Annotated in this window: 19 protein-coding genes; 2 read left to right on the forward strand and 17 right to left on the reverse strand. The window is 61.6% G+C overall.

Translation table 11 applies throughout. The features are described from left to right. Nucleotides 1-3: 3 nt before the first annotated feature. The 14 genes from PspCFBP13508_RS25250 to PspCFBP13508_RS25315 form a co-directional block, all read right to left on the reverse strand. Nucleotides 4-693, reverse strand: coding sequence for an N-acetyltransferase (locus PspCFBP13508_RS25250; RefSeq protein ID WP_137216076.1), 690 nt, complete (start codon nt 691-693; stop codon nt 4-6). Between the two features lie 61 nt (nt 694-754). After that, nucleotides 755-2,674, reverse strand: coding sequence for a hypothetical protein (locus PspCFBP13508_RS25255; protein WP_137216077.1), 1,920 nt, complete (start codon nt 2,672-2,674; stop codon nt 755-757). After that, the gene (locus PspCFBP13508_RS25260; protein WP_137216079.1) at nt 2,671-3,978 is read right to left on the reverse strand and encodes an oligosaccharide flippase family protein; all 1,308 of its coding nucleotides are present in this window, start codon (nt 3,976-3,978) and stop codon (nt 2,671-2,673) included. Before PspCFBP13508_RS25260 ends, PspCFBP13508_RS25255 begins: the two co-directional genes overlap by 4 nt. Further along, nucleotides 3,975-4,976 carry a polysaccharide deacetylase family protein gene (locus tag PspCFBP13508_RS25265; RefSeq protein WP_137216081.1) on the reverse strand — a complete coding sequence of 334 codons (1,002 nt, stop codon included), beginning with the start codon at nt 4,974-4,976 and terminating at the stop codon, nt 3,975-3,977. The genes PspCFBP13508_RS25260 and PspCFBP13508_RS25265 overlap by 4 nt, the downstream gene beginning before the upstream one ends. Before the next feature lie 13 nt (nt 4,977-4,989). Then, nucleotides 4,990-6,126: a glycosyltransferase gene (locus tag PspCFBP13508_RS25270; RefSeq protein ID WP_130909496.1), complete on the reverse strand. Its 1,137-nt coding sequence runs from the start codon at nt 6,124-6,126 to the stop codon at nt 4,990-4,992. Next, a complete protein-coding gene (locus tag PspCFBP13508_RS25275) occupies nt 6,119-7,087 on the reverse strand; it encodes a glycosyltransferase (protein ID WP_137216083.1) in 969 nt (322 codons plus the stop codon). The genes PspCFBP13508_RS25270 and PspCFBP13508_RS25275 overlap by 8 nt, the downstream gene beginning before the upstream one ends. Beyond that, a complete protein-coding gene (locus PspCFBP13508_RS25280; RefSeq protein WP_137216085.1) occupies nt 7,084-8,451 on the reverse strand; it encodes an O-antigen ligase family protein in 1,368 nt (455 codons plus the stop codon). Before PspCFBP13508_RS25280 ends, PspCFBP13508_RS25275 begins: the two co-directional genes overlap by 4 nt. Continuing rightward, nucleotides 8,448-9,539 (reverse strand): glycosyltransferase family 4 protein, encoded by a 1,092-nt coding sequence (locus PspCFBP13508_RS25285; protein ID WP_130909493.1) that lies wholly within the window; start codon nt 9,537-9,539, stop codon nt 8,448-8,450. The genes PspCFBP13508_RS25280 and PspCFBP13508_RS25285 overlap by 4 nt, the downstream gene beginning before the upstream one ends. After that, a complete protein-coding gene (locus PspCFBP13508_RS25290; RefSeq protein WP_137216086.1) occupies nt 9,536-11,128 on the reverse strand; it encodes a Wzz/FepE/Etk N-terminal domain-containing protein in 1,593 nt (530 codons plus the stop codon). Before PspCFBP13508_RS25290 ends, PspCFBP13508_RS25285 begins: the two co-directional genes overlap by 4 nt. Nucleotides 11,129-11,144: 16 nt before the next feature. After that, nucleotides 11,145-12,167, reverse strand: a complete 1,023-nt coding sequence (locus PspCFBP13508_RS25295; protein ID WP_130909491.1) for a polysaccharide biosynthesis/export family protein — start codon at nt 12,165-12,167, stop codon at nt 11,145-11,147. A 21-nt stretch (nt 12,168-12,188) separates the two neighbouring features. Further along, nucleotides 12,189-12,836: a CpsD/CapB family tyrosine-protein kinase gene (locus tag PspCFBP13508_RS25300; RefSeq protein ID WP_130909490.1), complete on the reverse strand. Its 648-nt coding sequence runs from the start codon at nt 12,834-12,836 to the stop codon at nt 12,189-12,191. Further along, complete coding sequence (locus tag PspCFBP13508_RS25305) at nt 12,836-13,582, reverse strand: sugar transferase (protein ID WP_137216088.1); 747 nt, start codon at nt 13,580-13,582, stop codon at nt 12,836-12,838. The genes PspCFBP13508_RS25300 and PspCFBP13508_RS25305 overlap by 1 nt, the downstream gene beginning before the upstream one ends. Before the next feature lie 14 nt (nt 13,583-13,596). Beyond that, nucleotides 13,597-14,631 carry an NAD-dependent epimerase gene (locus tag PspCFBP13508_RS25310; RefSeq protein WP_137216090.1) on the reverse strand — a complete coding sequence of 345 codons (1,035 nt, stop codon included), beginning with the start codon at nt 14,629-14,631 and terminating at the stop codon, nt 13,597-13,599. After that, nucleotides 14,628-15,980, reverse strand: a complete 1,353-nt coding sequence (locus PspCFBP13508_RS25315; RefSeq protein ID WP_137216092.1) for a UDP-glucose/GDP-mannose dehydrogenase family protein — start codon at nt 15,978-15,980, stop codon at nt 14,628-14,630. The genes PspCFBP13508_RS25310 and PspCFBP13508_RS25315 overlap by 4 nt, the downstream gene beginning before the upstream one ends. Before the next feature lie 388 nt (nt 15,981-16,368). Between PspCFBP13508_RS25315 and PspCFBP13508_RS25320 the strand changes: the two genes are divergently transcribed. After that, a complete protein-coding gene (locus PspCFBP13508_RS25320) occupies nt 16,369-18,066 on the forward strand; it encodes a sulfatase-like hydrolase/transferase (RefSeq protein ID WP_137216093.1) in 1,698 nt (565 codons plus the stop codon). A gap of 114 nt (nt 18,067-18,180) precedes the next feature. Here PspCFBP13508_RS25320 and PspCFBP13508_RS25325 read toward each other — a convergent pair whose 3' ends face one another. Both PspCFBP13508_RS25325 and PspCFBP13508_RS25330 read right to left on the reverse strand, forming a co-directional pair. Beyond that, nucleotides 18,181-19,200 carry an AraC family transcriptional regulator gene (locus tag PspCFBP13508_RS25325; protein WP_137216095.1) on the reverse strand — a complete coding sequence of 340 codons (1,020 nt, stop codon included), beginning with the start codon at nt 19,198-19,200 and terminating at the stop codon, nt 18,181-18,183. Continuing rightward, on the reverse strand, nt 19,197-20,141 hold the full coding sequence (locus tag PspCFBP13508_RS25330; RefSeq protein WP_137216096.1) for a LysR family transcriptional regulator: 945 nt from the start codon (nt 20,139-20,141) through the stop codon (nt 19,197-19,199). Before PspCFBP13508_RS25330 ends, PspCFBP13508_RS25325 begins: the two co-directional genes overlap by 4 nt. Before the next feature lie 97 nt (nt 20,142-20,238). Between PspCFBP13508_RS25330 and PspCFBP13508_RS25335 the strand changes: the two genes are divergently transcribed. Continuing rightward, complete coding sequence (locus PspCFBP13508_RS25335) at nt 20,239-21,090, forward strand: AraC family transcriptional regulator (RefSeq protein WP_137216097.1); 852 nt, start codon at nt 20,239-20,241, stop codon at nt 21,088-21,090. 349 nt (nt 21,091-21,439) lie between these two features. Here the strand turns inward: PspCFBP13508_RS25335 and PspCFBP13508_RS25340 are convergent, their stop codons facing one another. Next, nucleotides 21,440-23,413, reverse strand: coding sequence for an alkyl sulfatase dimerization domain-containing protein (locus tag PspCFBP13508_RS25340; protein WP_137216098.1), 1,974 nt, complete (start codon nt 23,411-23,413; stop codon nt 21,440-21,442). Nucleotides 23,414-23,450: the final 37 nt, after the last annotated feature.

Genomic DNA, 23,450 nt, shown 5'->3' on the forward strand with positions numbered 1-23,450 from the left:
GGGTCAGACCGCCGTTGCTGGGACAGGTGGACGGGAAGTTTTGCGCAACGCCGTCAGGCGCGAACCGCTGTAGCGGGTTTCGCGATAAAAGCGCCAGCGACCAAACAGCGTGTAGATATGGGTGATCCGCTGTTGTTCGGTATAGCCCATGCGCAGATGCAGCTTGAGCGCCGGAATGTTGCTGGAGTCACAAACATCGACCACTTTGCTGCAGCCTTTCACGGCCATGGCTTTCCACAGGCGCACTTGCACATCGACTGACAATTCGCTGCCCCAGTAGGCACGGGTCATTTCGCCACCGAATTCGAAGAACTCGCCAGGTTTCACCGGGAACCGGCAACCGTAGTAATGTCGATCAAAATAGTCGCGCGGCGTACCCCAGATAAACGCCACGGCATCGCCATGCTCGTCGACATGCATATGCCCGGTGTGACCTTCACTGGCGAGTTCGGCCATGACGCCGACACGGTCGCCGAAGTAGCGGGTGAAGGCGCTGGCGTTGTCTGCGGTGATCTTCATCACGCGCAGTGGCGGGTACGGTTTGAGGTTGTGCGGCGGCACGGGGCTGACCAGATCCCGTTCCATCCACAGCAGTTGCCGATGGGAAAAAATGTACATTCTGCGGATCTTCGCCAAGGTCGCTCGCAGGCCTTTACGACGGATATGTCCGCTGAGTTTTTTCAAGATATCCATGGTCTCTTCTCCTGATGAAGGTGCCGCGCGCAGCATGACGCTCGCAGGGCAGAAGGGCGGTTCATGAAGCGTTCCAGCTGAGGGCAAACAGGGTTTGCCCGGGTAATTCGAAACGCACGCGCCCGTTTTCGCAGGCGAACGGTGCGTCGCGGGCGCGATTGTCAGCGCCGAAGAAATGCAGGGCACCGTGGTCGAGCGGGCACTTGGCACCGCTCAGATCAACGCGTTGCAGGCGGGTGCCTTTGTTCACCCCGAGTAACGTGCGCTGCTCGTCGCCGGCCATCGCCAGCACATCCACTTCGAAAGCGTCGTTATCCAGTTGCAGCACGTGCGGCAGCCAATGCCGAGCGATGAATTGCTGGGCCAGGCCCACCGGTTTCAGCTCGAAGCGATCGCCACCCAGCACGCGCACCATGCCTTTGGCGTAGGGCGGTTCGTCGGCCGCCTGAAACCAGTTGAGCATGCTCAGCAAACCGTCCTGAGAAGCATTGATGACCACCGATGCCCACCACAGCGCGGCGTAATGAGTTTCCTGGTCGTACGGGCTCAGGCTCGAGCCACTGGACAGATTGGTCTGGTCGAGCAGCAAGGCCTTGCGCGGCTGACCGTGGCTATCGAGTCCCACAAGATCGGCGGCGCGGCGTACGCTGTCGCGGTAGACGCGAGTGGCGAGCAGGTCGCGGACCATCCATTCGTGCCAGGCCAACGCGTCGATCTGATCGGGCGCTTCACTGAGCAGACGCCGTGCCCAATCGATCCCGCGTTTGTCTGCGGCGTTATTGGCGAACGGGCCGTTGACCAAGCGCGAACTGGCCGGCATGGCGATGCGCACGCCGGCCCTGGCGTTGGCCGGATCGCTGCGCACCTGCCGGGCCATGCTGACAAAAATCGCCCGATAATCTTCGTAGCTTGAATAGTTGAGGTTCGGCTCGTCGGCGAAGCCGATGTAATGCGTGCCTTGCCCACCCAGTGTGCGCGTGCTGGCGAGCCAGGCATCGAGGCCGTTGCTGCTTTGTACATCGGCGCGCAGATTGGCCTGACGCCCGGTGCCGGCGAGCAGGGTGATGTCCTGGCGGATGCCGAAGCGCGTCTGATAGAGCTGACGAACCGGGTCTTCGAAGCGGGCATTTTTCGCGCTGACGTCAACGTAGCTGTAATAACTCGCCGCACCCGGCTTCAACGCATCCAGTGCGGCATGACTGCTCGTGGGCGGCATCAGATTGGGCAGCGCAATGCCCAGATCCGGAGTGCGCCCGAGCACCTTGCCATGCAGGGTCAGGCGTACCTCACCCGATTCTTCATGCACTGGCTGCAGCTGCTGCGGATTCTGCGCAAACAGGTTGGCCGTGCCATCGAGCCAGAACGCCGCTTTGCCGCTGCCCTGCAGGCGCAAGCGCCAGGCCTGAGGCCGGTCACTGACCGGCAAGGCCACTTGATCGAATTGCCAATAGGCGCGGTGGGGCTTGAGGGCCAGCGACAGCTGTTGTCCATCGTCTACACGCTGTGCTTGCAGCGCGTTGACGCCGCCATGGTATTTGCCGTTCAGCACTGCATGCTCTCCCGGTGCGACCTGGAAAAGCAGCTCAGTACCATTGCGGGTTTCGACGCTGAAATGCACCTTGGCCGGACTGAACAGCGCCACGGTCGTGGCGTCATGCTCGACGCGGTAACTGCGGAAGCTGTAGCCGGGAATCTCCAGACGATAAGCGGCAGCTCCCGGCACCAGCGGCCAGCTTTGCGAACCGCGAACCTCACTGGCCTTGATGAAGCGGTCACCCTGCAAGCGGCCATGGCCGTCAAGCAGGTAGATATGCTCTTCATTGGCCTCGGCCTGCCACGCCGGGACCCAGCGCACGGTGACTGTGTCCGGGCGGTCGGCTTGCAAATACAGGCTGCCGTCGCGAATGTCGCCCCACTGCATCGGCGCAGCGAAGGCGTTCAGCGTCATGCCGAGTCCGAGCAGCAGGGCCAGGCGCTTCATGCGGCTTTCCTGCGGTGCAGCATCAGCCACATCGGGCTGATGTCACCGGGCAGAATGAACAGCGTGTGCCAGAACGGCACGCCGCTCAGCCTGCAATAAAGCACCAGCATCGCCAGGGTCACTGCCAGATAGGCAATCGAGGACGCCGCCGCTGCGCCGACGATGCCGTAGCTCGGGATCAGCAGCAGATTCAGGCCCAGATTCAGCAACGCGCCCACCCCCATCATCAGCGAGACGGTGGCAGGGCGATTCTTGCCGATCAGGTCCAGGCGCAGAATGCTTGCGTAGCACAGGCCCAACAGCCCCGGCAGCAAAGCCAGCAGCGCCGGATACGCGGGTTGGTAGGCGACGCCGAACAGGATGATGATCAGCCATTCGCCGATCAGCGCCATCGTGACGCAGGCGCAGAGCATTACCGTCGCGGTCAGGCGCAGCGCCAGCGGCGTGACCTTGTCAATGCCCTTGTCCTGTTGCAGCAGGCGCTTCATCAGCGGTGTGGTGACCGCTTCGGGAACGATCAGCAACAGTTCGGCGGCGGCGCTGGCCATGGCGTAGTGGCCGAGCGCGCTGCTGCCGAGCAGGGCGCCGATGAACAGGTAATCGGAGCGCAGGATCACCTGTTGGAACAGCAGGTCCGGATGGCTGCGCGCACTGAATTTCAGCAACTCGTTCTGGCTCGCACGATCCCATTGCAGTTGCAGCGGCTGTGCGCGTTTGAGCCACATCCAGCCCACCAGCACCACCAGGCTGATACCGGCCAGCCAACTGATCAGCGCCGCTTCGAGTGCTGCCTCTTTCCACATCCAGAACAGCGCAACAAACAACAGCAGTGGTGCCAGCGATTCGATCAGGCGCAGGACATTGAAGGCGACCACGCCACCCGACGCGTTGTGCAAGGTCAGCAGGCCGCTTTTGAGCACGGTCAGCGGTACCGCCAGCAGCAACAGCCAGGCCAGCAGACCGAGCTGCATCGTGACATCGAGTTCGCTGCCAAATTCTCGCGCCAGCGCCACCACCAGCAACGTCAGCAGCCCGGCCAACAGACAACCGAACACCAGCACTTGAGCGAGCAACAGACCCATCGGCCGCTGGTTGGCCGCTTGATAACCGACCGCCGAATTCAAGCCGCCGCTGGTGGCCGCACTGATCAGATCCGGCAGGGTGCTGAGCAGGGCGAACAGGCCGCGTTCGCTCGGCCCGAGAATCCGCGCCAGCAACACATTGCGCAGCAGGCGCAAGGCAATCATCGCCAGTTTGGTGCCCATGCTCAGGGCCAGATGCCGGAGGTAGCTGCCGCGACTCATGGCCGTGCCCCGCGAAAGATCCGTAACGACAGCAGCTCCGGAGTGCGCGCGGTGCGCTGGCTGACGCCGAAGCGCGGCAGGTTGAGCGGGTCGCCGGCGCCGCGATAGAGTCCGGTGGACGTGCCAAGCGCAAACGGATAATCGTGATTGGCGACCTGCTCGCGCACGCGCTCATCGTTGTCGCCGTTGGGGTAGCAATACACCGGCAGTGGCCGATTGCAGCCGTTGTGCAGGGCGTCGCGGCTGCGGCTGATTTCTTCGTGCAGACGCATGTCATCCAGGCCAGTGAGGATCGCATGACTGGCGCCGTGGGGACCGAAGCGCACCAGACCGGACGCTTCCATGGCGCGCACCTGATGCCAGTCCAGCGCTTGCGGCAGAGAATCCGGCGGACACTCATTGGTCAGACGTTCGAGTTCCTGCGGATCGAGGCTCTTCAGCCCTTGCAGGTAATGCAGCAGTGCCAGGCTGCGCCGGTCGACATCGATATCGTCGAGCAACACCGGCAGCGGATGGCCGGTGATGCGCAGGTGCTCGATCAGGTGCATACGGGCCTTTTCGCCATGGCTGCCCCATAGCGTTTCACCGACGCTTTCCCACCAGAAGCGTTGCCGGCTGCCAATGAAATCGGTGGAAAGAAAAATGCTCGCCGGCACCTGATATTTTTGCAGCAGCGGATAGGCATTGACCGCGTTGTCACGCCAGCCGTCATCGAAGGTCAGCGCCACGCGCGGGCGCTCGGTGCGCAGGGCGTTGGGCTGCAACAACTCCATCAGCGGCACGCAATCGAAATGCTTGCGCAGCCATATCAGCAAGTGTTCGAACGCCTGCGGGCCGACACACAGTTCATTGCGGTGCGGCAGGTTGGCCGCACGGTCGTTGGCCAGCACTCGGTGGAGCATCAGGATGACCCCGGCCCCGTGCAACTGGCTGCGCCCCACGGACGAGTTGAGATAGAGCCAGCCGCTGGTGCGTTTTATCAATTGTTTGATAGCCATGGCATGCGCCCTCTCAACGATTCTGGTCAGGATTCCACTGTGCGTAACGTTGCCCGCGCAGGAACTGCCACAGGCCGACGCTCATGCCTGCCAGTGTCACCAGCAGGAATGCCGCGAGGCGGAACGGTTTCGGTAAACGGTGTTGCGAATCCAGCAGGCCGGCGATGGCAATCGAGTAACCGAGCAATTGCGCGATCAGGCTCAGGCGATAGAAACCGTGCTGGTTCCACAGCCAGAAATTGCTCAGCAGCAGCGGCAGCAACAGCACCGGCGCCAGTCGACGTATCAGTTTGTGGCTGATCAACGCGATCGAATACAGGCCGTGCTTGAAGGGATTGAGCAGTTCACGGCGTTGCGCCAGGCTCTGCAGGCCACCGACGGTGACTCGCTGGCGACGGCGCCATTGCTTGTCCGCTTCGTCGACGCCCTGGTCGATTACTTGGGCTTCGGGCACGTAGACGATGCGTTTATGCGCCACCGGAGCGCAGGTACTGATGAAGAAATCGTCGTTGACCTCCGCCGGCACGTTCTGGAATAGCTCGCGGCGCAAGGCGAGCAGGGCGCCGTCGGCGGAGACCATGCAGCCGGTGCGATTCTCGACCCGGCGCAACCAGCCTTCGTAATGCCGATACAGGCTGTCGCCGACGCTCAGGCCACCACCGGTGACCGGGATCACCATATGCCCGGCGCAGGCGCCGACCTGCGGATCGCTCAGCGGCGCGAGCAAGTGGCCGAGCGTGTCGCGCGACCATTGGTTGTCGGCATCTGTGAACACCAGAATGTCGCCGCTGCTCAGGGCCGCGCCGGCATTCAGCGTGGCGGCTTTGCCCTGACGCGGCAGGTCGAGCACGGTGATGCGCGGATCAATCACTTTGTGCGCGCAAGCCACGGTGTCATCGGTCGAACCATCGCTGGCCAGAATGATCTGCAACGCGGCCGGCTGATAGTCCTGAGCCAGCAGCGTGCGCAGCTTGTGCTCGATATGGCGTGCCTCGTTGTGCGCGGCAATCACGATGCTGACGTTCAGCGGCGGTGCGGGAGCATGTCGCCAGGCCGGAAACAGCGGCGCGAGCAAGGTCAGCAGCAGCGGATAGCCGATGTAGGCGTACGCTGGCAACAACAAGCACAGGCAAAAAATGAGTTCAGCCACGGGCAGGCCTCCTTGCATTCCAATGACACAGACCGAGAATCAATGCCGCGCTCGCCAGGTGCAGACGCACCCAGTGCAGGCCCCAGAGTTGCAAGGTCAGGCTGAGGTGATGCTGGCGAATGCTTTGCCGCAGGCTGAGCAGCAGACTGGGCAGCAGGCCCGCCATCAGCAGCAGCAACGCCTGCTGCGCGTGGCCGCCCAGCAATGCGACGATCGCCAGAGCATCGAGCAACCACACCAGCAATGACAGCAGCGGAAACCGCAGCAGGCGCAGGCTCATGCCGTGGGCACGGAGCAATTGCAGGTGACTGCCCTGACGCCACAGTTCCTTGCCGATCCATTCGCGCCAGGTCATTTCGTAGCCCCAGTGCAGGGCGACGCTGGTATTGACCGACAGCAGGCGAGCACCGTGCCTGTGCAGACGCAGGGTGTATTCCTTGTCCTCGCCGGTGCGCAGGGTTTCGTTGAATCCGCCGACCTTGTCGAACCACTGCTTGCGCATCAGCAGGTTGGCGCTGGGCAGCCATTGCACAGTGCGCGTGGCGCGGCTCGACGGCCGCAACGAGCGGCGTTGCCAGGCGGCGGCGAACCATGGCGCGGCGGCAGGGGTGTGCAGGTCGAGGCCGAAGACGTCGCCCTGGTCGTCCGTAGCCAAAGCAAACATCTGCTTCAGCCAGTCTTCGGGCATCTCGATATCGGCATCGATGAACGCCAGCCATTCACCGCTGGCAACCGTTGCGCCACGATTGCGCAATGCGCCGATCAGCAGGCCGGGCAGCAGCAGGACCTGCGCGCCGAATGCGCGGGCGATCTGCGGCCCCTCGTCGGTGGAGCCGTTGTCGACCACGATCAGTTCACAGTCGATGTCGGCAGCGTGCGCGGCCTTGCTGGCCGCCAGCAGGGTACGGCCGATGTGCCGCGCTTCGTTGTACATCGGAATGACAATGCTGATCCGGCTCATGCTTTGGCCTCCGGCAGCGCTGGCTGCTCGGCTTTCAGGCGCAGCACCCAGGTCAGCGCCAGCATGATCCACAGGTATTTCAGGTTCGGCGCACTAAGGAACATCAGGAACAACGTCAACGACAGAAAGCTCATGCCCAGATGGGTAACCATGCCTGCGTGCTGCCACTCGCGCCGTTGCAGCCACGTGCGTCGTGCGCGGATCAGGTTGTAGAAACCCTGTACCAGCATGCCGACAAACAGCAGGCCGGCGGGAATCCCCAGTTCGCTGAAGATCTCCAGATAAGTGTTATGCGCCCGGCGATACAGGTCGCCGATCTTGCGGTTGGCCGAGAACGCCTTGGCATAACCGGTGGTCGCGTAGTGCAGCGGGAAGGTGCCAGGGCCGGAGCCGAGCAGCGGATGCTCGCGAATGATCTGGCTGCCAACGACAATGTAGGAGGCGCGACGGCCGAGGGATTCGTCCTGGGCCTTGGCCCCGGCGCTGAGGATGCTCAGTGACTGGATGCGTGCCAGATAACCGGCCGGCATCGCGTAAATCGCCAGCGGAAGGATGATCGCAGCACCGAGCATGGCGAAGCCGAAATGCCGCGAACGAATGCGGGTCAACTGCTGGCGGTAGTGCCAGACTCCGATTGCCAGACTCAACGCCAGTACCACCAGCCCCGAGCGCGACTCGGTTTTGGTCATGCCGCCGAGCAACAACAGGCAGCAACCAGCCCAGAACAAACGGTGCAGCAGGTTCTGGCTGCGAATCACCAGCAGCAGGCCCAGCGGCACGGCGAAAGCGATCAGCAGGGCAAAGGCATTCGGGTCTTCGAGCAGGCCGGCGGCGCGGCCCTTGTCCTGGAATCGGCTGGAAAACATCGCCATCGCGCAGGTCGCGCTGACACTGAGCGTGACCAGTCGGGCGAACAGATCCAGATTCAACTCACGGCCAATCAACAGGGTGATCACGAACAGGACCAGACCCACGCTCAGTTCACGCAGATGAGTTTGCGACATGCCCAGATTGTCGCTGGCGAACAGGCTCAGCAGGTACAGCGCCATGAAACCGATCAGGTAGCGCCACAGATTGCTGCGCAGGCGTTGCGACGGAATCTGGTGCAGCGCCAGTTGCAGCATCACGATCACTGCCAGCGAGGCGCCGAGCAACTTGCTGCCCGACACCGAGCTGTCCTTGAAGAACCCTTCGAACGGTACCAGCGCGGCAATGCCGAGCAGGCCCCAGGTCGGCTTGCGGTAGAGGACGGTGAAACCGACCAGGCCAATCACCGCCCCCGGTGCCAGATACGGCCAGGGACTGGCCAGCAGACCGAGGCTGACCAGGGCGAACAGACTGACGATCGAGAGCGGGAAAATCATGCGCGTGTCTCCCGTGCCGTTTGGATGTACAGCTGCGACCAGCGTTCGGCCAGAGCCTTGAGGTCGTAGTGTTCCTGTTGGGTGCGTCTGGCGTTGTCGCGCAGCTGCGCGGCCAGCTTCGGTTCGGCCAGCAGTGTGTCGAGCTGGCGGGCAAGGGCGACGGTATCCGTCGGCGCTGCGAGCAGGCCGTTGTGGCGGTCCTGCAACACATCGGGAATACCGCCGACCGCGAACGCCACCACCGGCACCCCGGCCTGCATCGCTTCGAGCAGAATCATCGGCGTGCCCTCGGTGCGCGAGCTGATCACCAGCGCATCGAGTTGCTGCCACCAGCCTTGCATCGCCGTCTGGTAGCCCGGCAGGCGAATCCGCTGCTGCAAACCGGCAGCGTCGATGCGCGCCAGCAAGGCTTCGCGTTCCGGGCCGTCGCCGAGCATCACCGCGTCCAGTTGCGGATGCTGGTGACACAGGCCGATCAGCGCATCGAGAAACAGGTCCGGGCCTTTTTCGCTGCTCAAGCGACCGACGTAACCGGCCAGCCAGCGTTGCCGCTCTGCCACCGGCGGCATCGCTGGCGCCGCTGGCAGACCGTTGGGAATCACCTGCAACTTCTCCGCACGCACGCTGGCCTCAAGGTGCAGCGTGGCGATGCTGTGCGCCACGCAGACCACCCGTTTCACCGACGCCGTGCGGCACAGTTGCAGGCTCAGCCAGGTGTAGAACTTCTGCTTGCGACTGCGCGGCGTGAAGCCGTGCTGGGTGATCACCAGCGGCAGGCGCAACAGCGAGGCGCCGACCCAGCCGAACAGCAGCCCTTTGAAGTTGTGGGTGTTGAGCAACGGCTTGTCGCCACGGCGCTGACGCAAGTGCCGCAGCAATTCGCCGAGCCCGGCACAAGCGCGAGCGTCCACCCCGGCCTCGCGAAAGCGCGTGATCAATTCTGGCGGCGCGTCGAGGAACAGCACCTGGTGCTGCCCCGGCGTGGCCAGGCAATGATCCAGCAACATCCGCTCGGCGCCGTAGAAGCCGCCGCTGCTGAGCAAGTGAATGATCGGCAGGGCGACGATTGGGGTGGACACCGCGTTCAATTGCGCACCCAGTGAACCAGGCTTGGCATGGTCCAGTTCTTGTGCGGATTGCCCGGCTGCGACGTTTCTTCGTTGAGCACCAACAACACTGGCACGCCCAGTTCATGGCTGATTTGCGCCGGATGCTTGAAGCGATGGTCGAAGAACTCACGCACGTAGACGAACGCTATTGCCAGCAGAAGCCCGGTGAACAGCCCGAATGGAATGATCAGCATCGGCTTGGGAAAGGCCGCCTCGGTCGGTTCATACGGTGGACTCAACACCCGGGCATTGGACAAGTCATTGTCCAAAGCGCGTGTCGTGCTGCTTTCGGCAAAGCGTTGCGCATAGGTGGAAAACGCTGCGTGCAACGCGCCGATCTCGGTGTCCATCTGACGCAGCTTGCTTTGGGTCTGCTGCAACTGATGGATGCGATTCTTGAACTCGGCAATGCGCGCGGTTTTCTGTTCGATGACCTGGCTCACCACCGACAGGTCGATCGTGCGTTCCTGGATGCGGTTGTTGACCACTTTGAGGAACTGCTGGCGGGTGCGGGCAATTTGCTCGCGGGCCAGCAACATCGGTTCGCTACCGGGCTGAAATACCGCCAGGTCATTCATATAGCGGCTGACCTGAGTGGTCAGCGCCTCGCCCATCTGCCTGATCTCGCGGTCTTCGAACGCAATGTTGTCCACCGTCGTGGTGAAGGTGAACGGGAAGGTGTAGTCGTTGAGTTTGTTGGAGTTGGCCGCCGCCAGGCTGGTTTTCAGGTAATCGAGCCAGCGTTGGCTCTGCAGCAAGCGATCGCGATACAGGTTGAGTGCCTGCTCTTCGGTGTTGATCGCGTTGAGGCGAAAGGTGATTTCCTCTTTCGGGTCGGAAGAACCGACGCTTTCCAGCAGGCTCAGCCGCGCGCCTTCAAGACCATCGAGACGCACCTGATACTGATGCTTCTTGGTTTCGTAGAACGAGTGCGGCAGCTCGATCGACTGCAGCGCCTGACGATCGACCAGGTAGTTCTGCAGCAACGCGGCAACAAACGTTGTGCCCTGGGCCGGATCGGGGAAGCTGTAGACGATCGAGATCACGTTGGAACCCGGCAAGGTTTCGATCTTCAGATTGTCGATGGCCTCCTGGGTCAAGCCGTCCAGTACCGTGTCGCGCACCGGATCGGTTTGCATGCCCAGCGCATCACGCAGCGGATTGACCACGTATTCGCGCAGTGGCGTGCTGACGTAACGCTTGAACGGCTCGCCAGCCAGTTTGCTGAGCACCCCCGGCGGCGGGTTGTACTGACCCTTGTCGCGCAGTTCGCTGATGGTCTGACGGATCAGCGCCGGCGAACGGAGGATGTTGCTCTCGGTTTCCATGTCCGCCAGCGATGGCGGAATGAAGGTGGCGTTGTCCTGGGTCAGCGAGGTGGTCGCGTCGCCCTGAGAGAGTTTTTTCGACTGCACGATGACCTGCGCGGTGATATCGAAGCTCTGTTTGAGCAGCAACGGCAGGAGCAGGGCGATCACTGCAAAGGTCAGGAAAATGCGCTTCACCGTTTGCTTGTTGGCGAAGAAAATCCTGAAGAACTCGTGCAGGTAATTTTCTTTTGGGTTCATGTCGGTCACCTGAGAGTCAGTTGTCACTGCCTTTGTTGTCGACGCGGTAGCCGAAGCTGAAACCGACGCCCTGGAACAGCACCACATCAGCCAGTTGGCGGGCGAGTTCGCCGGCGCTGGCCAGTTTGGTTTTTGGCACGTAGAGCATGTCATCCGGCTGCAGATAGGCGATTTGTGGCGCGTCCCCGGACAGTGCCTTCTCGACGTCGTAGTTCATCGCCTGCACCTGATTGCCGTTGCGCCGCATGATCACCACCGAATCCAGCCGCGCCTTGACGTTGGTGCCGCGCGCCAGGGTCAGCGCCTCGAGCACAGACACTGGCCGGCGGATCGGGTAGGAGCCTGGCTGAGCGACTTCGCCGAGCACGTAGATCTCGTTGCCGGCGGTGGACTTGAGCAGCACATCCACGGTCATTCGCCCCGGCAGTTGCGCGTATCTCTGGTTGAGGAAGGTTTCCAGCTGATTGACGGTCATGCCTTGCAGCGGCACCGCGCCGATTTCCGGAAAACTCGCGTAGCCATCGGTGCCGACGGTGATCTCGCGGCTCATGCCGGTGGCCGGATGATTCAACGCGCTTTTGAGGTTCTGCTCGTTGCTCAGCGGGCTGAGAATCTGTACCGAGAGCTGATTGCGGTTGGGCTGGAACAGTTGCTTGCGCTCATACGCACGCTGGATTTCCTGACGGGCTTCTTCGCTGGTCAGCCCGGCGATTTTCACTGAGGTGTTGGCGCCCGGCAGTTCGATGGTGCCGTCGGGCAGCACCAGTTGCGTGCCGTTGAGCTGGCTGGCGGCGGTGAAATTCAGGCCGATCTGGTCACCTGATTGCACGCGGTAAGCGTCCGAACCGCTGGTGCTGATGTGAAAGATCACATCCAGCACGTCTTTCGGGCGCAAAGTCTGTTCGACCCGCGGCATGTCGGTGGCCTGGGCGTTGGCCGGCGTGGCGGTGAGGATATTCACCGGCATGTTGCGGGTCTCGGAAGTGCTGGTGCAGCCCGCAAGCGGCAGCAACAGCAGGACAAGCATTCTGGCGTTCATGGCGTCATCCTTTGCGTTCGCTTACAGGTTTTTGTAAAGCCATTTGGGCATGTAGTACTTGCGCCGGTTGAACACGCTGCCGACCACTTTCGCCCCGGCCTGAGTCAGGCGTTGCACAGCGGCCTGGGCAACTTCCCAGCGGGTGTCTTCGGCGCGCACGACAAACACCACGCCGTCGACCTGAGTGCTGATGACCAGCGTGTCGGCGGCCGAATACACCGCGTCGCCATCGATCACCACGAAGCGGTACTGGCGGCCCAGCTGCTCGAGCAACGGGCTCAGGCGCTCGGGGGTCAGGTGCTCCAGCGTGCGGATCGGCCGGCCATTGGGCAGCACATGAAAGGGCAGGCTCGAGACCTGCACCACGCAGTCCTGCAACAGCGGCGGGTTGTCCGGGTTGAACAGCAGGTCGCGCAGGCCGCGCTCCTTGCCGAGGTTCATCTGCTGGGTGAGGTTGTTTGCCGACTGGCTGGCGTCGACCAGCAGTACCTGGCCGCTGCTCATCTGCGCCAGTTGACTGGCCAGCGCCAGCGCGCTGGTGGTGGTGCCGGCGCCGGGATTGGCGGCGGTCAGGAACAGGCTGCGCAGATCGAGATCCAGCACGGTCGAGGTCAGATTCGATTCGCTGGGGCTGGCGATGCTCAGGCTTTTATTGGTTGAACCGTCCATTAGCTTGCTCCGTGGCCGCTGAATACTTTGAAGGGGGTTTTCAACAGAATCTTCAGATCAAGCAGAAGGCTCTGCTCGGCGATGTAGCTGAGGTCCAACTCAACGCGCTGGTCGAAGTCGATGTTGCTGCGTCCGGAGATCTGCCACAGACCGGTCATGCCGGGGTAGATCGCCAGACGCGCGAGGTGATTGTCCTTGTAGCGGTAAGCGTTGAACGAGGTCGGGCGAGGGCCGACCAGGCGCATGTCGCCGGTCACCACGTTGATCAGGTTGGGCAGCTCATCGAGGCTGGTGCGCCGCAGAAAACTGCCGATGCCGGTGACGCGCGGGTCCTTGTCGATCTTGAAGTCGATGGCGTCGGCCCCGTGTTTGTTCAGGTGGCGCAGCGACTCCTTGAGTTCTTCGGCGTTGCTGACCATGGTGCGGAACTTGAACATGCCGAACTTGCGCCCGCGATAACCGGTGCGTTTCTGCACGAACAGCACCGGCCCCGGGCTGGTCAACTTGATCGTCAGTGCCAGGCCCAACAGCACGGGCGAGAACAGCAGCAGAATCGTCAGCGCACCGAGGCAGGCGACCACCCGGTTGGTCCGCGACAGCTGCCATGGGCGGCCGCCATCGCGGCCGCTGAGCCAGCCGCGACCCTGACGGTGGATCGCTGCGTCGAGGCGCATGCGATGTTCCGGGTCGACGCGCTTGTCAGGGCGCATCTGTGCAATCGACACACTTCTTTCATGTCCAGTCATGGCGTCCTCCGCATTCAATCAGCCGCAAGCGGCGCACGGGCAGTGGGGTAGTAGTCGCGGAACCAGGCGATGAAGCGGCCCAGTCCTTCATCCAGTTCTATCCGGGGCTGGAATCCGGTGGCCTCGGCCAGATCGCTGGCTTCGGCGCAGGTGTTGAGCACGTCGCCCGGTTGCAGCGGCAGCAGCTCGACAATGGCTTTGCGATCGAGGTGTTTTTCCATCAGCGCGAGGTAGGTTTTCAGCGCGACGGGTTGCTGCCCGCCGATGTTGAACAGGCGCCACGGCGCCATGCTGCTGGCCGGATCGGGCTGTTCGCGATCCCACTGCGGATTGGCTTGCGGTGGCTGATCGATCAGGCGCGCGATGCTTTCGATGATGTCGTCGATGTAGGTGAAGTCGCGCTGGTGCTCGCCGTAATTGAACAGCTTCAGCGGCTCGCCTTCGCTGATCGCCCGGGCGAACTGGATCGGCGACATGTCCGGCCGGCCCCAAGGTCCGTACACGGTGAAAAAACGCAGGCCGGTGCAGGGAATGCCGAACAGATGGCTGTAGCTGTGCGCCATCAGCTCGTTGGCTTTCTTGGTTGCGGCGTACAGCGACAGCGGATGGTTGACGCCATCCTTGACTGAGTAAGGCGTGTGCTGATTGGCGCCGTAAACCGAACTCGACGAGGCGTAGATCAAATGCTCGACCGGGTGATGCCGGCAGCTCTCGAGAATGTTCAGGAAACCGTTGAGGTTGCTGTCCAGATACGCCCGTGGATTGTCCAGTGAATAACGCACCCCGGCCTGCGCGGCCAGATGAATCACCACTTGCGGCTGCTCGCGGGCAAACAATGCGTCGATCGCCGAAGCGTGGGCCAGATCCACCGTGGCCAGCGGAAAATCGCCGACCTGCTCGCGCACCCACTGCACGCGATCGTGCTTGAGCTGCGGGTCGTAGTAGTGATTGAAATTGTCCAGGCCGACCACCGAATGCCCGTCGCGCAGCAAGCGCAGGACGCAATGGGCACCAATGAAACCGGCGGCACCGGTCACCAGAATCTTCATGGCCGCAGCCCCTCAGGGGCGATGTGGCGCAGACCGATACCGCTGTAGTGCAGGCCGGCGGCGGCAACCTGTTCCGGGTTGTACAGGTTGCGGCCATCGATGATCACCTTCGACCGCAGCTTCTCGGCGAGCAGTTCGAAATCGACCACGCGGAAGTTTTTCCACTCGGTGCAGATCACCAGCGCGTCGGCGTCTTCGAGGGTGTCGTCGCGGGTGGCGCACAGGTGCAGGTCGTTGCGGTAGCCGTAAATGCGCCGGCACTCGGACATGGCTTCCGGATCGTAGGCCTGCACGCTGGCGCCTTCGGCCCACAATGCATCCATCAGATAACGGCTGGGGGCTTCGCGCATGTCGTCGGTGTTCGGTTTGAACGCCAAGCCCCAGACCGCAATGGATTTGCCGGCCAGGCCCTGGGGAAACTGCGCGCGCAATTTGCTGAACAGGATGTGTCGCTGGCTGTCGTTGACGTCGGTGACGCTGCGCAGCAGTTTCAACGGCATGCCGTTGTGTTCGGCGGTGTGCAGCAAGGCACGCAGATCCTTGGGAAAGCACGAGCCACCGAAGCCGCAGCCCGGATAAATGAAGTGGTAGCCGATGCGCGGGTCGGAGCCGATGCCTTTGCGCACCGCTTCGATGTCGGCGCCGAGCAGTTCGGTGAGGTTGGCCAGTTCGTTCATGAAACTGATGCGGGTGGCGAGCATTGCGTTGGCCGCGTACTTGGTCAGCTCGGCGCTGCGATTGTCCATGAACATCAGTTTTTCGTGGTTGCGACAGAACGGCGCGTACAGCTCGCTCATCTGCTCGCGGGCAGCGTCGTCGCGGGTGCCGATGATGATCCGGTCCGGGCGCATGCAGTCGGCGAGGGCGCTGCCTTCCTTGAGAAATTCCGGATTGGATACCACGCGCACCTGCAACTCGGTTTTGCCGCGCAACAGCAATTCGCTGGTGGCCGTGGCCAGAACCTGGTCGGCGGTCCCGACCGGCACCGTGGATTTGATGATCAACGTGCGATCAGCCTCCATCAGGCCGGCAATCTGCCGGGCGACGTTGAGCACATGGCTGAGGTCGGCGGAGCCATCCTCGTCCGCCGGGGTGCCGACGGCGATGAAAATCAGCTCGGCGTGGGTTACCGCATCGCTGGCCTGGGTACTGAACGATAGACGCCCGGCCTTGATGTTTTCTTCAAGTGTCGCGGACAGGCCTGGCTCACTGATTGGCGGCACCGCTTGTTGCAGTTGTTTGATCTTGTTCGGGTCAATATCAATGCATAAAACCCGATGGCCGACATCGGCAAGTGCAGCGGCTTGTATAAGTCCGACATAGCCAGTGCCAAATACGCTCACGTCCATCTACGCACCTCAATAAAACCAGAAAAGTTAACTACGGAATGAGATTGTTAAAGGGGTATAGCGCAGGGTTGGAAAAGCGTGTCAGCAAAATGACATGTTGCGCAGGTATAACACTTGAGACGTTTTTGGCGATTGGCTATCAAGTCATTGCTGCGATTGAAATTGTTGTTTTTTTACAGATTTGTTCAGATTTAAAGTAAGCGACAAGCGGTCGAAAGTATTGGTTTTAAAGGCTTTTAGCGATTTGGTGTGTCAGATTTGAGGCACCGTTTTTTTGACGCTTAATCCGGCTATCAGTCAATTCTTGCGCTTTTGAGGCCGAGTGCTAGTGTCAGGTTCTGACCGACAAAGCTTTGACATCCCGCCCTTTCGCACGCCCGGTATCGCCATGTTCCGATATGCCAAAGAACTGCTCTTAGTTGCCTTTTTGCTGTTGTATTCCGACTATTACCTGGAGCGGTTAAATGCTATCGGGTGGGGTTTCAATGCACTTGTTTTTGGCGCGATGTTTTTGGCGCTTACTTTAGCGCTATATCTGGCTGCCTATATAAGGCAGGCTCTTGTTCGACATGCATTCGCATTAACGCTGTTTGCTGCTGCGGTTTTTTTTGATGTCTACACCCGGGTCACCGCGGATTACTTGAGGTATAGCGATTTTGTCTCGCTGGTGTATTCGGGTGGGTTCATTCAGGAAGCGGCGTATCAATACCGCGACGCGATTTTGCGCGCGGTGCTCAATAGCTTGCTGCTGTTGTTTGGCATCGGGCTCAAGCCGCGTCATGCGCTGGTCATACCGAACGCGTTGCGGGTCGCGGCACCCATCGCCGGCGTGTTGATGCTCAGCGCTCTACTGTTTTTACGCGCGGGAGAGGGCGCCCGGGGCCTGCCGATCATGTACACGCCTTTGGCCTACCTGAACCTTTTTGCCTATGAAGCGCTGCATGACACCGTAGGCCCGCGTGAACCAGTGACGCTCGCACGTGCCGCGCCTGCCGTCGGCCACGACATTGTGCTGATCATCGACGAAAGCATTTCCGGCAATTACCTCGACATCAACGCGCCGTTCGGCGTGCACAGCAACCTCAAACAAGCGCCGGCCGGGGTCGATGTCTTCAACTTTGGCTACGCCGCGTCCATTGCCAATTGCAGCGCCGACACCAACGTCACCTTGCGCTATGGCGGCACCCGCGCCGACTACAGACGCATCAACAGCACGCAACCGTCGATCTGGCAGTACGCAAAAAAGGCCGGGCTCGGCACGGTGTACATCGACGCCCAGCGCACCGCCGGCAACCTGCAGAACCTGATGACCGCCGCCGAGAAAAACGACATCGACAGTTTCGTGCAATTCGACCAGACCAGCGTGCGCGACCGCGACATGGCGGCAGCGGCGAAGCTGATCGAACTGCTCAACGACCATCACGCCGAGCTGATCGTGATCAACAAGGTCGGCGCGCATTTTCCGGTGCATGACAAATACCCCGATGCGTTCATGGCTTACCGGCCAACACTGCCACGCGGGCAATTCACGGAAGTCGCCGACACTGGCGAACGCGCCGGTTTCAATGGCCAGCCGGATGACTGGGTGCTGTATCGCAACGCCTACAAGAACACGCTGTTGTGGAACGTCGGCGAGTTCTTCGCCAGGGTGTTTGCCCAGGCCAACCTGAACAACGCGCTGCTGATCTACACCTCCGATCATGGCCAGGATCTGCACGAGCGCGGCAACCCGGGCTTGAATACCCATTGCGGTGGCGACCCGGTGGAAGAGGAGGGGCTGGTGCCGTTGGTGGTGATCCAGGGCCGTGGATTGCAGACGCCGGACTGGGCGGCGAATCTGCCGGTAAACAAGGACCGCTCCAGCCACTACAACATCTTCCCGACTCTGTTGCAGGTGATGGGTTATGACCTGGCGGGGATTGAAGCGGTATATGGCAAACCGCTGAGCGTGCCGACGGCGGATGAGTTCACCTTCAACTACCGCTTCAATGCACGGTTGGGGGCCAAGCCTGAGTGGAAGCATATCGATCTGGGCAGCATCGTTACGCCTGAGCGGGCGCCGGCGAGTGTGGCTGCGGGGCAGTGAGTTTCGGGTTGCTCGGGCGAGCCTCTTCGCGAGCAGGCTCGCTCCCACAGGGGATTGCATTCCAGGGTGGGAGCGAGCCTGCTCGCGAACAAGTCGGGTCAGGCTGCGACAGTCTCAACCCTTGTTGAACCGCGCCCGATACTCCCCAGGCGCGCAGCCCAGCCAGCGCGCGAAAGCCCGATTGAATCCCTGCACATCGCTGTAACCCAACCGATCCGCCACTTCGACCAGCTCCAGCGCCCCGGACTGCAACAGGTCCTCGGCCCGATAGCGCCGATGCTCATCGAGCAGTTCGCTGAAAGTCCAGCCCAACGCCTTCAAACGCCTTGCCGCCGTGCGCTCGAGCACATGCTGCGCGGCGCAGAATTGTGGCCAGTCCGCCGTCGCCAGATCTTCGATCAGATAATCGCTGAGCTGTCCGAGCAGAGTCGACTCGCTGTGACGGCGAGTCTGTTCCAGCAGATCGACAAGCGTTGTTTCCAATGCCGGATTGCCCGGTGTCAACGGCATCACGAACAGCTGCGGATCCAGATAAATCGCCGCCCATGACCGCTCTGCGCTCACCGGGGTGCGCAATGCCGATTGATGCTGCTCGCGGCTTGCCGATGCCAGTGCCACACCCAGCACCGGATCACCGGGCACGCCGCTGGCGAGCAACTTGCGTCGCACCAGGCTGCACAGGCTGACGAGGATGTAATCGGTCAGCGCCGCCGGAGCATCAAGACTCCCGGCTTCGACCAGACGCAGTGTTACGCCGTCATCTTGACGCAGGATTTGCACATGGAAATGTCCGTTGAAAAACGCAAAGTACTCGGCGAAAAACTCACAGGCACGTTCCAGCGACACGGCGACATCGAACAGATAGGTCAGTCCATTGGTGGCCGTCGAAACGAAGCGTTCACCCGCCGCCAGACCGATCGACGGGTCTGCGCTCTGCTCTACGGCAAAAGCCCAGAAGCGCCGCGACATCAGCAGCGGCATGCGCGTGAACGGCGTGCGCAGATCGAACAGGCTGCGGCGCAGTTGTGCTTCGATTGCGCCTTGGCTGATGCCGCGCGCGAGCAATTCTTCAATGGCCGGCAGCAAGGTCGGCGCGTAAAAAGCGTTGACGGATTGCGGATGGGTTTTGCTCATGTTGTGTGCGCGTCTCCCGTCGCTCCGTTAGCCGCCAGCAACCGCTGATCGACGCTGAGGATCGCTTCGATCATCGCCCGCGCGGCCGGCGTCAGGGTATAGCCGGCGCGGCTGACGATGCCGTAACCCAGTTGCAGAGCCGGCTCGTCGTGGGGAACGTCGATAAAGTCGAGCAACTCGATCAGGCCTGCGTCGAGCTGCTCACGCAAGGCCTCCAGCGTCGCCAGCCCCACCGCGTCTGAGCGCAGCACCACACGCTGGATCGCGTCAAATTGCGCGCACTCGACGCTCGGGGTGAAGTCGGATTCCCCGAGGATATCGGCGAGCACCTTGCGAATCATCGGTGGAATGCGTGTGCCGACGATCGGGTAGTCGAGCAGGGCGCGCAAGCGCAGGTCTCGTTGCGCGAGGAGCGGATGGCCGGCGCGACAGAAAAACCGTCCCGGCCGCGTGCGCAGCAGGTGCACCTGATACTGTGGATCGCTGACAAAGTGCCGCGCGTCCGCGACGAAAAACTCGATCTGCTGCTCGCGCAACCACAACGTCAATTGCTGCCAGTCGCCCTGATGAAACCGCGTGCGAATTGCCGGGTGCGCCTGAATGAAATCGGCCAGCGCTTCCGGCACCAGCACCTGTGCCGGATACGGACCGCAACCGAATTGCAGTTCGCCGCCGGTGAGGCCGTTGTATTGCGTCAATTCGTTGTGCAGCGCCTGACTGCCAGCGAGCAGGCGCCGCGCATGTTGCAGCACCAGTTGGCCTTGCCCGGTCAGGCGAAATTCACGGCTGCTGCGCTCGACCAGCTCACAGTCAAGGTCGCGCTCAAGCGTCTGGATGCTGCGGCTGAACGCCGGTTGGCTCAAATTGATCGCCTCGGCGGCGCGACCGAAGTTGCGGTAATCAGCGAGGGCGACCAAGTGGCGAAGCTGGCGAAGATCCATCATGCGTCTCCTGCATTTTGCGGATACTTTTAATGCATTGGATCGATAGCACGTCCGCTGGCATAAGTACACGCCTGTTCTTCGATGGCGCGCCTTCATGTCTCAGTCTCTGTTCGCCTCCAGCGCGTTTACCCGCACGATTCTCGCGCATGCTCGCCAGTCCGGACTGTGCCCGCAACGCTTGATGGCGCGGGTGGGGATCTGCCCGTCAGTGCTCGCCGGGCAGCATCAATTGATCGCCGCACAAGCGGTTGAACAGTTGTGGCGTGAGTGTGAATGGTCAGGGGTAGCGCCGACGTTTGGCTGTGAACTGGCCGACGGGATGGCGACCGATTGCCTGCAAGGGCTGAATATCCTGCTCGACTCGGCGGCGACCTTGCGCGCCAGCCTGCAGTGCTTCATCGACTGCTTGCCGCAGGTGATCAACTACGTCGCGGTGGAGTTGGTCGAGGCGGGCGAATTGGCTCATATACACCTGCGTTCGCCGCAGGGGCAGCTGCATCATTTCGCTCTGGACGCGGCGGCGATAACGCTGGTGCGCAATATTGCCCGTCGATTGGGCAGGGCGCCCGGAGACCTCTTCGTGAGTGTGAGTCTGCGCCCGGCGCAAATGGCCGGTGGCTGGCTGCGTGAAGTGGGCATTGCGGTGGAGCGGGGCGAGCAGCTGTGCCTGACCTTGCCGCGATATAGCCTCGATCAGGCCTTGCTGGGCGCCAACCCGTTTCTGCACCAGAGCATGCTGCGTCACTGGCACGCTGAAACCTGCATACCAGCACGCCAGGATAATCTGACAATGGCGCGGCACTGGCTGACGGCGGGCGACCAACCGATCGAGCGGATCGCCGAGCGGCTGGGGTATCGCCAGCCGAGCAACTTTATCCGCGCGTTTCGTAAACAGTTCGGGATTACGCCGAAGCAGTTTCGGCTCAGTTCGGGGCAGGTTTGTTGATCATGTCTGGATTGAGGTGATTGGTCGTTGTTTGTTGTGTCAGCGAGATTCCCCCCTCACCCCAGCCCTCTCCCCCCAAGGGGGGCGAGGGGGAAAGGGAGCGGATCTGCGTGTTGTTCAATATCTGCATTCACCCCCAGTATCCCAAGTCTGCGTATATCCCACATCCACCACGGTCAGTCCCCTCTCCCTCCAGGGTTAGGGTGAGGGGCTTTTGAATCAAAAGAGCCGATCTGCATGTTGTTCAAATTTGCATTCAACTCGTTATCCCACGTCGGCGTATCTCGTACATGCAACTCGGTCGGTCCCCTCTCCCTCCGGGAGAGGGCTAGGGTGAGGGGCTTTTGACTTACGGCGTGACGATATTGAACTGCGGCCCGAACGTATCCAGGCTGCCCATCAATAATCCGAATTTCTGACCATTGCCCTGCAACTTCACCAGTCCTTTTTGCATCGCTGTCGGGAAGTCCAATTGCTTCAGGCTGATCTTCTCCAGCGTATCGCGGCTCAGGCTGACCCTCGCATCCGCCGCCGGATTCAAGCCGGCGCGGTGAGTCAGCACGCCGTTGCGCAAGGTCAGGGTGAAATCCTTTTGCACATCGTCGAACGTCCAGTTCAGCGTCAGGTCATGGGCCACGGCTTTGTCGCTGTCCAGGCGTACCGCGAGGTAGTCGAAGAACATTTCCGGACTCATCGCCCGGACCATATCCACCGACACGGTATTGGCTGACTGCGGCGGCACGCCGTTGCGCAGTTCCATCGCACCGGTCAGGTACATGTTGCGCCAGGTGGCGTTCTCGCTTTGATAACCCAGTTGTTCCAGCGTCTCGGCCTGCGCCTTGCGTGCGTCGGCGTTGTCCGGATCGGCGAACAGCAACTGATTGCCCAACTGCGCGGCCCAGCGGTAGTCCGCGCTGGCCATCGCGCTGCGCATTTTCTCCAGCACCGACGCGGCACCGCCCATGGCCTCGACCGAGCGTTTCGCCGCATCCACCGGGGGCAGCGGATTGAGGTTGGCCGGGTTGCCGTCGTAGAAACCCATGTAGCGCTGATACACCGCGCGCGTATTGAAACTCAGCGAGCCGTAATAGCCGCGGGTGTACCACTTCTGATCGAGCGAGCCGGGCAGTTTCTTGATTGCTTCGGCAATTTCCAGCGGCGTCAGGCCCTGGTTGAGCAAATGCAAGGTGCGGTCGTTGATGAAGGCGTACATGTCGCGCTGATCGGCGAGCAGAGTACGAATGCGCTCGCCGCCCCAGGTCGGCCAGTTGTGTTGGGCGAACAGCACGTCCGCCTTGTCGCCGTAGCGGGCCAGGCTGTCATCGAGATATTGCGACCAGGCCTTGGCATCACGCACCTGCGCACCGCGCGGGGTGAGGATGTTGTGCATCATCTGTGTGGCGTTTTCGGCCATGCACAAGGCTTTCAATTCGGGCAGATAGAGGTTCATTTCCGCTGGCGCTTCGGTGCCCGGGGTCAGCTGGAATTCGACTTGCAGGCCAGCAATGGTGCGAGTTTCCAACGGCTCGGCGATCAGGTCGGTAGGCGCGATCAGCGTGACCGTGCCACCGCTGGGCGCACTCTTGCCGAGGCCAGCGTCGACCTGACCTTTTTCACTGCGCGGCAACAGGCTGCCGAATTGGTACTGCGCGCGGCGGCTCATGGCGTTGCCGGCCATGACGTTCTCGCTCATCACGTGTTCCATGAAGCCGACCGGCGCGTAGACCTTGACCTTGCCGGACTTGACATCGGCCTCGTCGATCACCCCGCGCACGCCGCCGAAATGATCGACATGGGTGTGGCTGTAGATCACCGCGACGACCGGTTTGCGCGGGCGATGGGCGTAGTACAGATCCAGCGCAGTCCTGGCGGTTTCGGCCATGGTCAGCGGATCGATAATGATCAGCCCGTCGTCACCTTCGATGATGGTCATGTTGGCCAGGTCGAGACCGCGTACCTGATAGAGCTTGGGGCTGACCTCGAACAGACCGGCGTGGGCATTGAGCTGTGCCAGTCGCCACAGGCTTGGATTGACCGATTCTGGCGCCTTGTCTTTGGCGAGGAAATCATAGGCATTGACGTTCCAGATGACTTTGCCGGCAGCGTCCTTGATCTGACCCTTGAACGGTGCGATCAGGCCTTTGCTGACGGATTCGAAATCGGTGCGGTCGCTGAACGGCAGGGTTTGCAGGACGGCTGCGTTGCTTGCGGTGGTTTGCATGCTCGGCGCCACCGCACCGTCAGCAGCGAGCAACGGTTGGCTCAGGCAAGCGGTGATCAGGCAGGTCAGCAGGCCGCGCGGGCTCAGGATGAAACGGGGCATGGGTGTCTCCGGTTTTTTATCGTTATGGCCGAACAGC

The organism is Pseudomonas sp. CFBP13508 (assembly GCF_005233515.1).
Taxonomy (GTDB): Bacteria; Pseudomonadota; Gammaproteobacteria; order Pseudomonadales; family Pseudomonadaceae; genus Aquipseudomonas; species Aquipseudomonas mercuritolerans.

What these genes read in the sequence shown, in the direction of transcription:
- PspCFBP13508_RS25250 (WP_137216076.1), bottom strand. Translation starts at nt 693, where the DNA reads ATGGATATCTTGAAAAAACTCAGCGGACATATCCGTCGTAAAGGCCTG.
- PspCFBP13508_RS25255 (WP_137216077.1), bottom strand. Translation starts at nt 2,674, where the DNA reads ATGAAGCGCCTGGCCCTGCTGCTCGGACTCGGCATGACGCTGAACGCC.
- PspCFBP13508_RS25260 (WP_137216079.1), bottom strand. Translation starts at nt 3,978, where the DNA reads ATGAGTCGCGGCAGCTACCTCCGGCATCTGGCCCTGAGCATGGGCACC.
- PspCFBP13508_RS25265 (WP_137216081.1), bottom strand. Translation starts at nt 4,976, where the DNA reads ATGGCTATCAAACAATTGATAAAACGCACCAGCGGCTGGCTCTATCTC.
- PspCFBP13508_RS25275 (WP_137216083.1), bottom strand. Translation starts at nt 7,087, where the DNA reads ATGAGCCGGATCAGCATTGTCATTCCGATGTACAACGAAGCGCGGCAC.
- PspCFBP13508_RS25280 (WP_137216085.1), bottom strand. Translation starts at nt 8,451, where the DNA reads ATGATTTTCCCGCTCTCGATCGTCAGTCTGTTCGCCCTGGTCAGCCTC.
- PspCFBP13508_RS25290 (WP_137216086.1), bottom strand. Translation starts at nt 11,128, where the DNA reads ATGAACCCAAAAGAAAATTACCTGCACGAGTTCTTCAGGATTTTCTTC.
- PspCFBP13508_RS25295 (WP_130909491.1), bottom strand. Translation starts at nt 12,167, where the DNA reads ATGAACGCCAGAATGCTTGTCCTGCTGTTGCTGCCGCTTGCGGGCTGC.
- PspCFBP13508_RS25300 (WP_130909490.1), bottom strand. Translation starts at nt 12,836, where the DNA reads ATGGACGGTTCAACCAATAAAAGCCTGAGCATCGCCAGCCCCAGCGAA.
- PspCFBP13508_RS25305 (WP_137216088.1), bottom strand. Translation starts at nt 13,582, where the DNA reads ATGACTGGACATGAAAGAAGTGTGTCGATTGCACAGATGCGCCCTGAC.
- PspCFBP13508_RS25310 (WP_137216090.1), bottom strand. Translation starts at nt 14,631, where the DNA reads ATGAAGATTCTGGTGACCGGTGCCGCCGGTTTCATTGGTGCCCATTGC.
- PspCFBP13508_RS25315 (WP_137216092.1), bottom strand. Translation starts at nt 15,980, where the DNA reads ATGGACGTGAGCGTATTTGGCACTGGCTATGTCGGACTTATACAAGCC.
- PspCFBP13508_RS25320 (WP_137216093.1), top strand. Translation starts at nt 16,369, where the DNA reads ATGTTCCGATATGCCAAAGAACTGCTCTTAGTTGCCTTTTTGCTGTTG.
- PspCFBP13508_RS25325 (WP_137216095.1), bottom strand. Translation starts at nt 19,200, where the DNA reads ATGAGCAAAACCCATCCGCAATCCGTCAACGCTTTTTACGCGCCGACC.
- PspCFBP13508_RS25330 (WP_137216096.1), bottom strand. Translation starts at nt 20,141, where the DNA reads ATGGATCTTCGCCAGCTTCGCCACTTGGTCGCCCTCGCTGATTACCGC.
- PspCFBP13508_RS25335 (WP_137216097.1), top strand. Translation starts at nt 20,239, where the DNA reads ATGTCTCAGTCTCTGTTCGCCTCCAGCGCGTTTACCCGCACGATTCTC.
- PspCFBP13508_RS25340 (WP_137216098.1), bottom strand. Translation starts at nt 23,413, where the DNA reads ATGCCCCGTTTCATCCTGAGCCCGCGCGGCCTGCTGACCTGCCTGATC.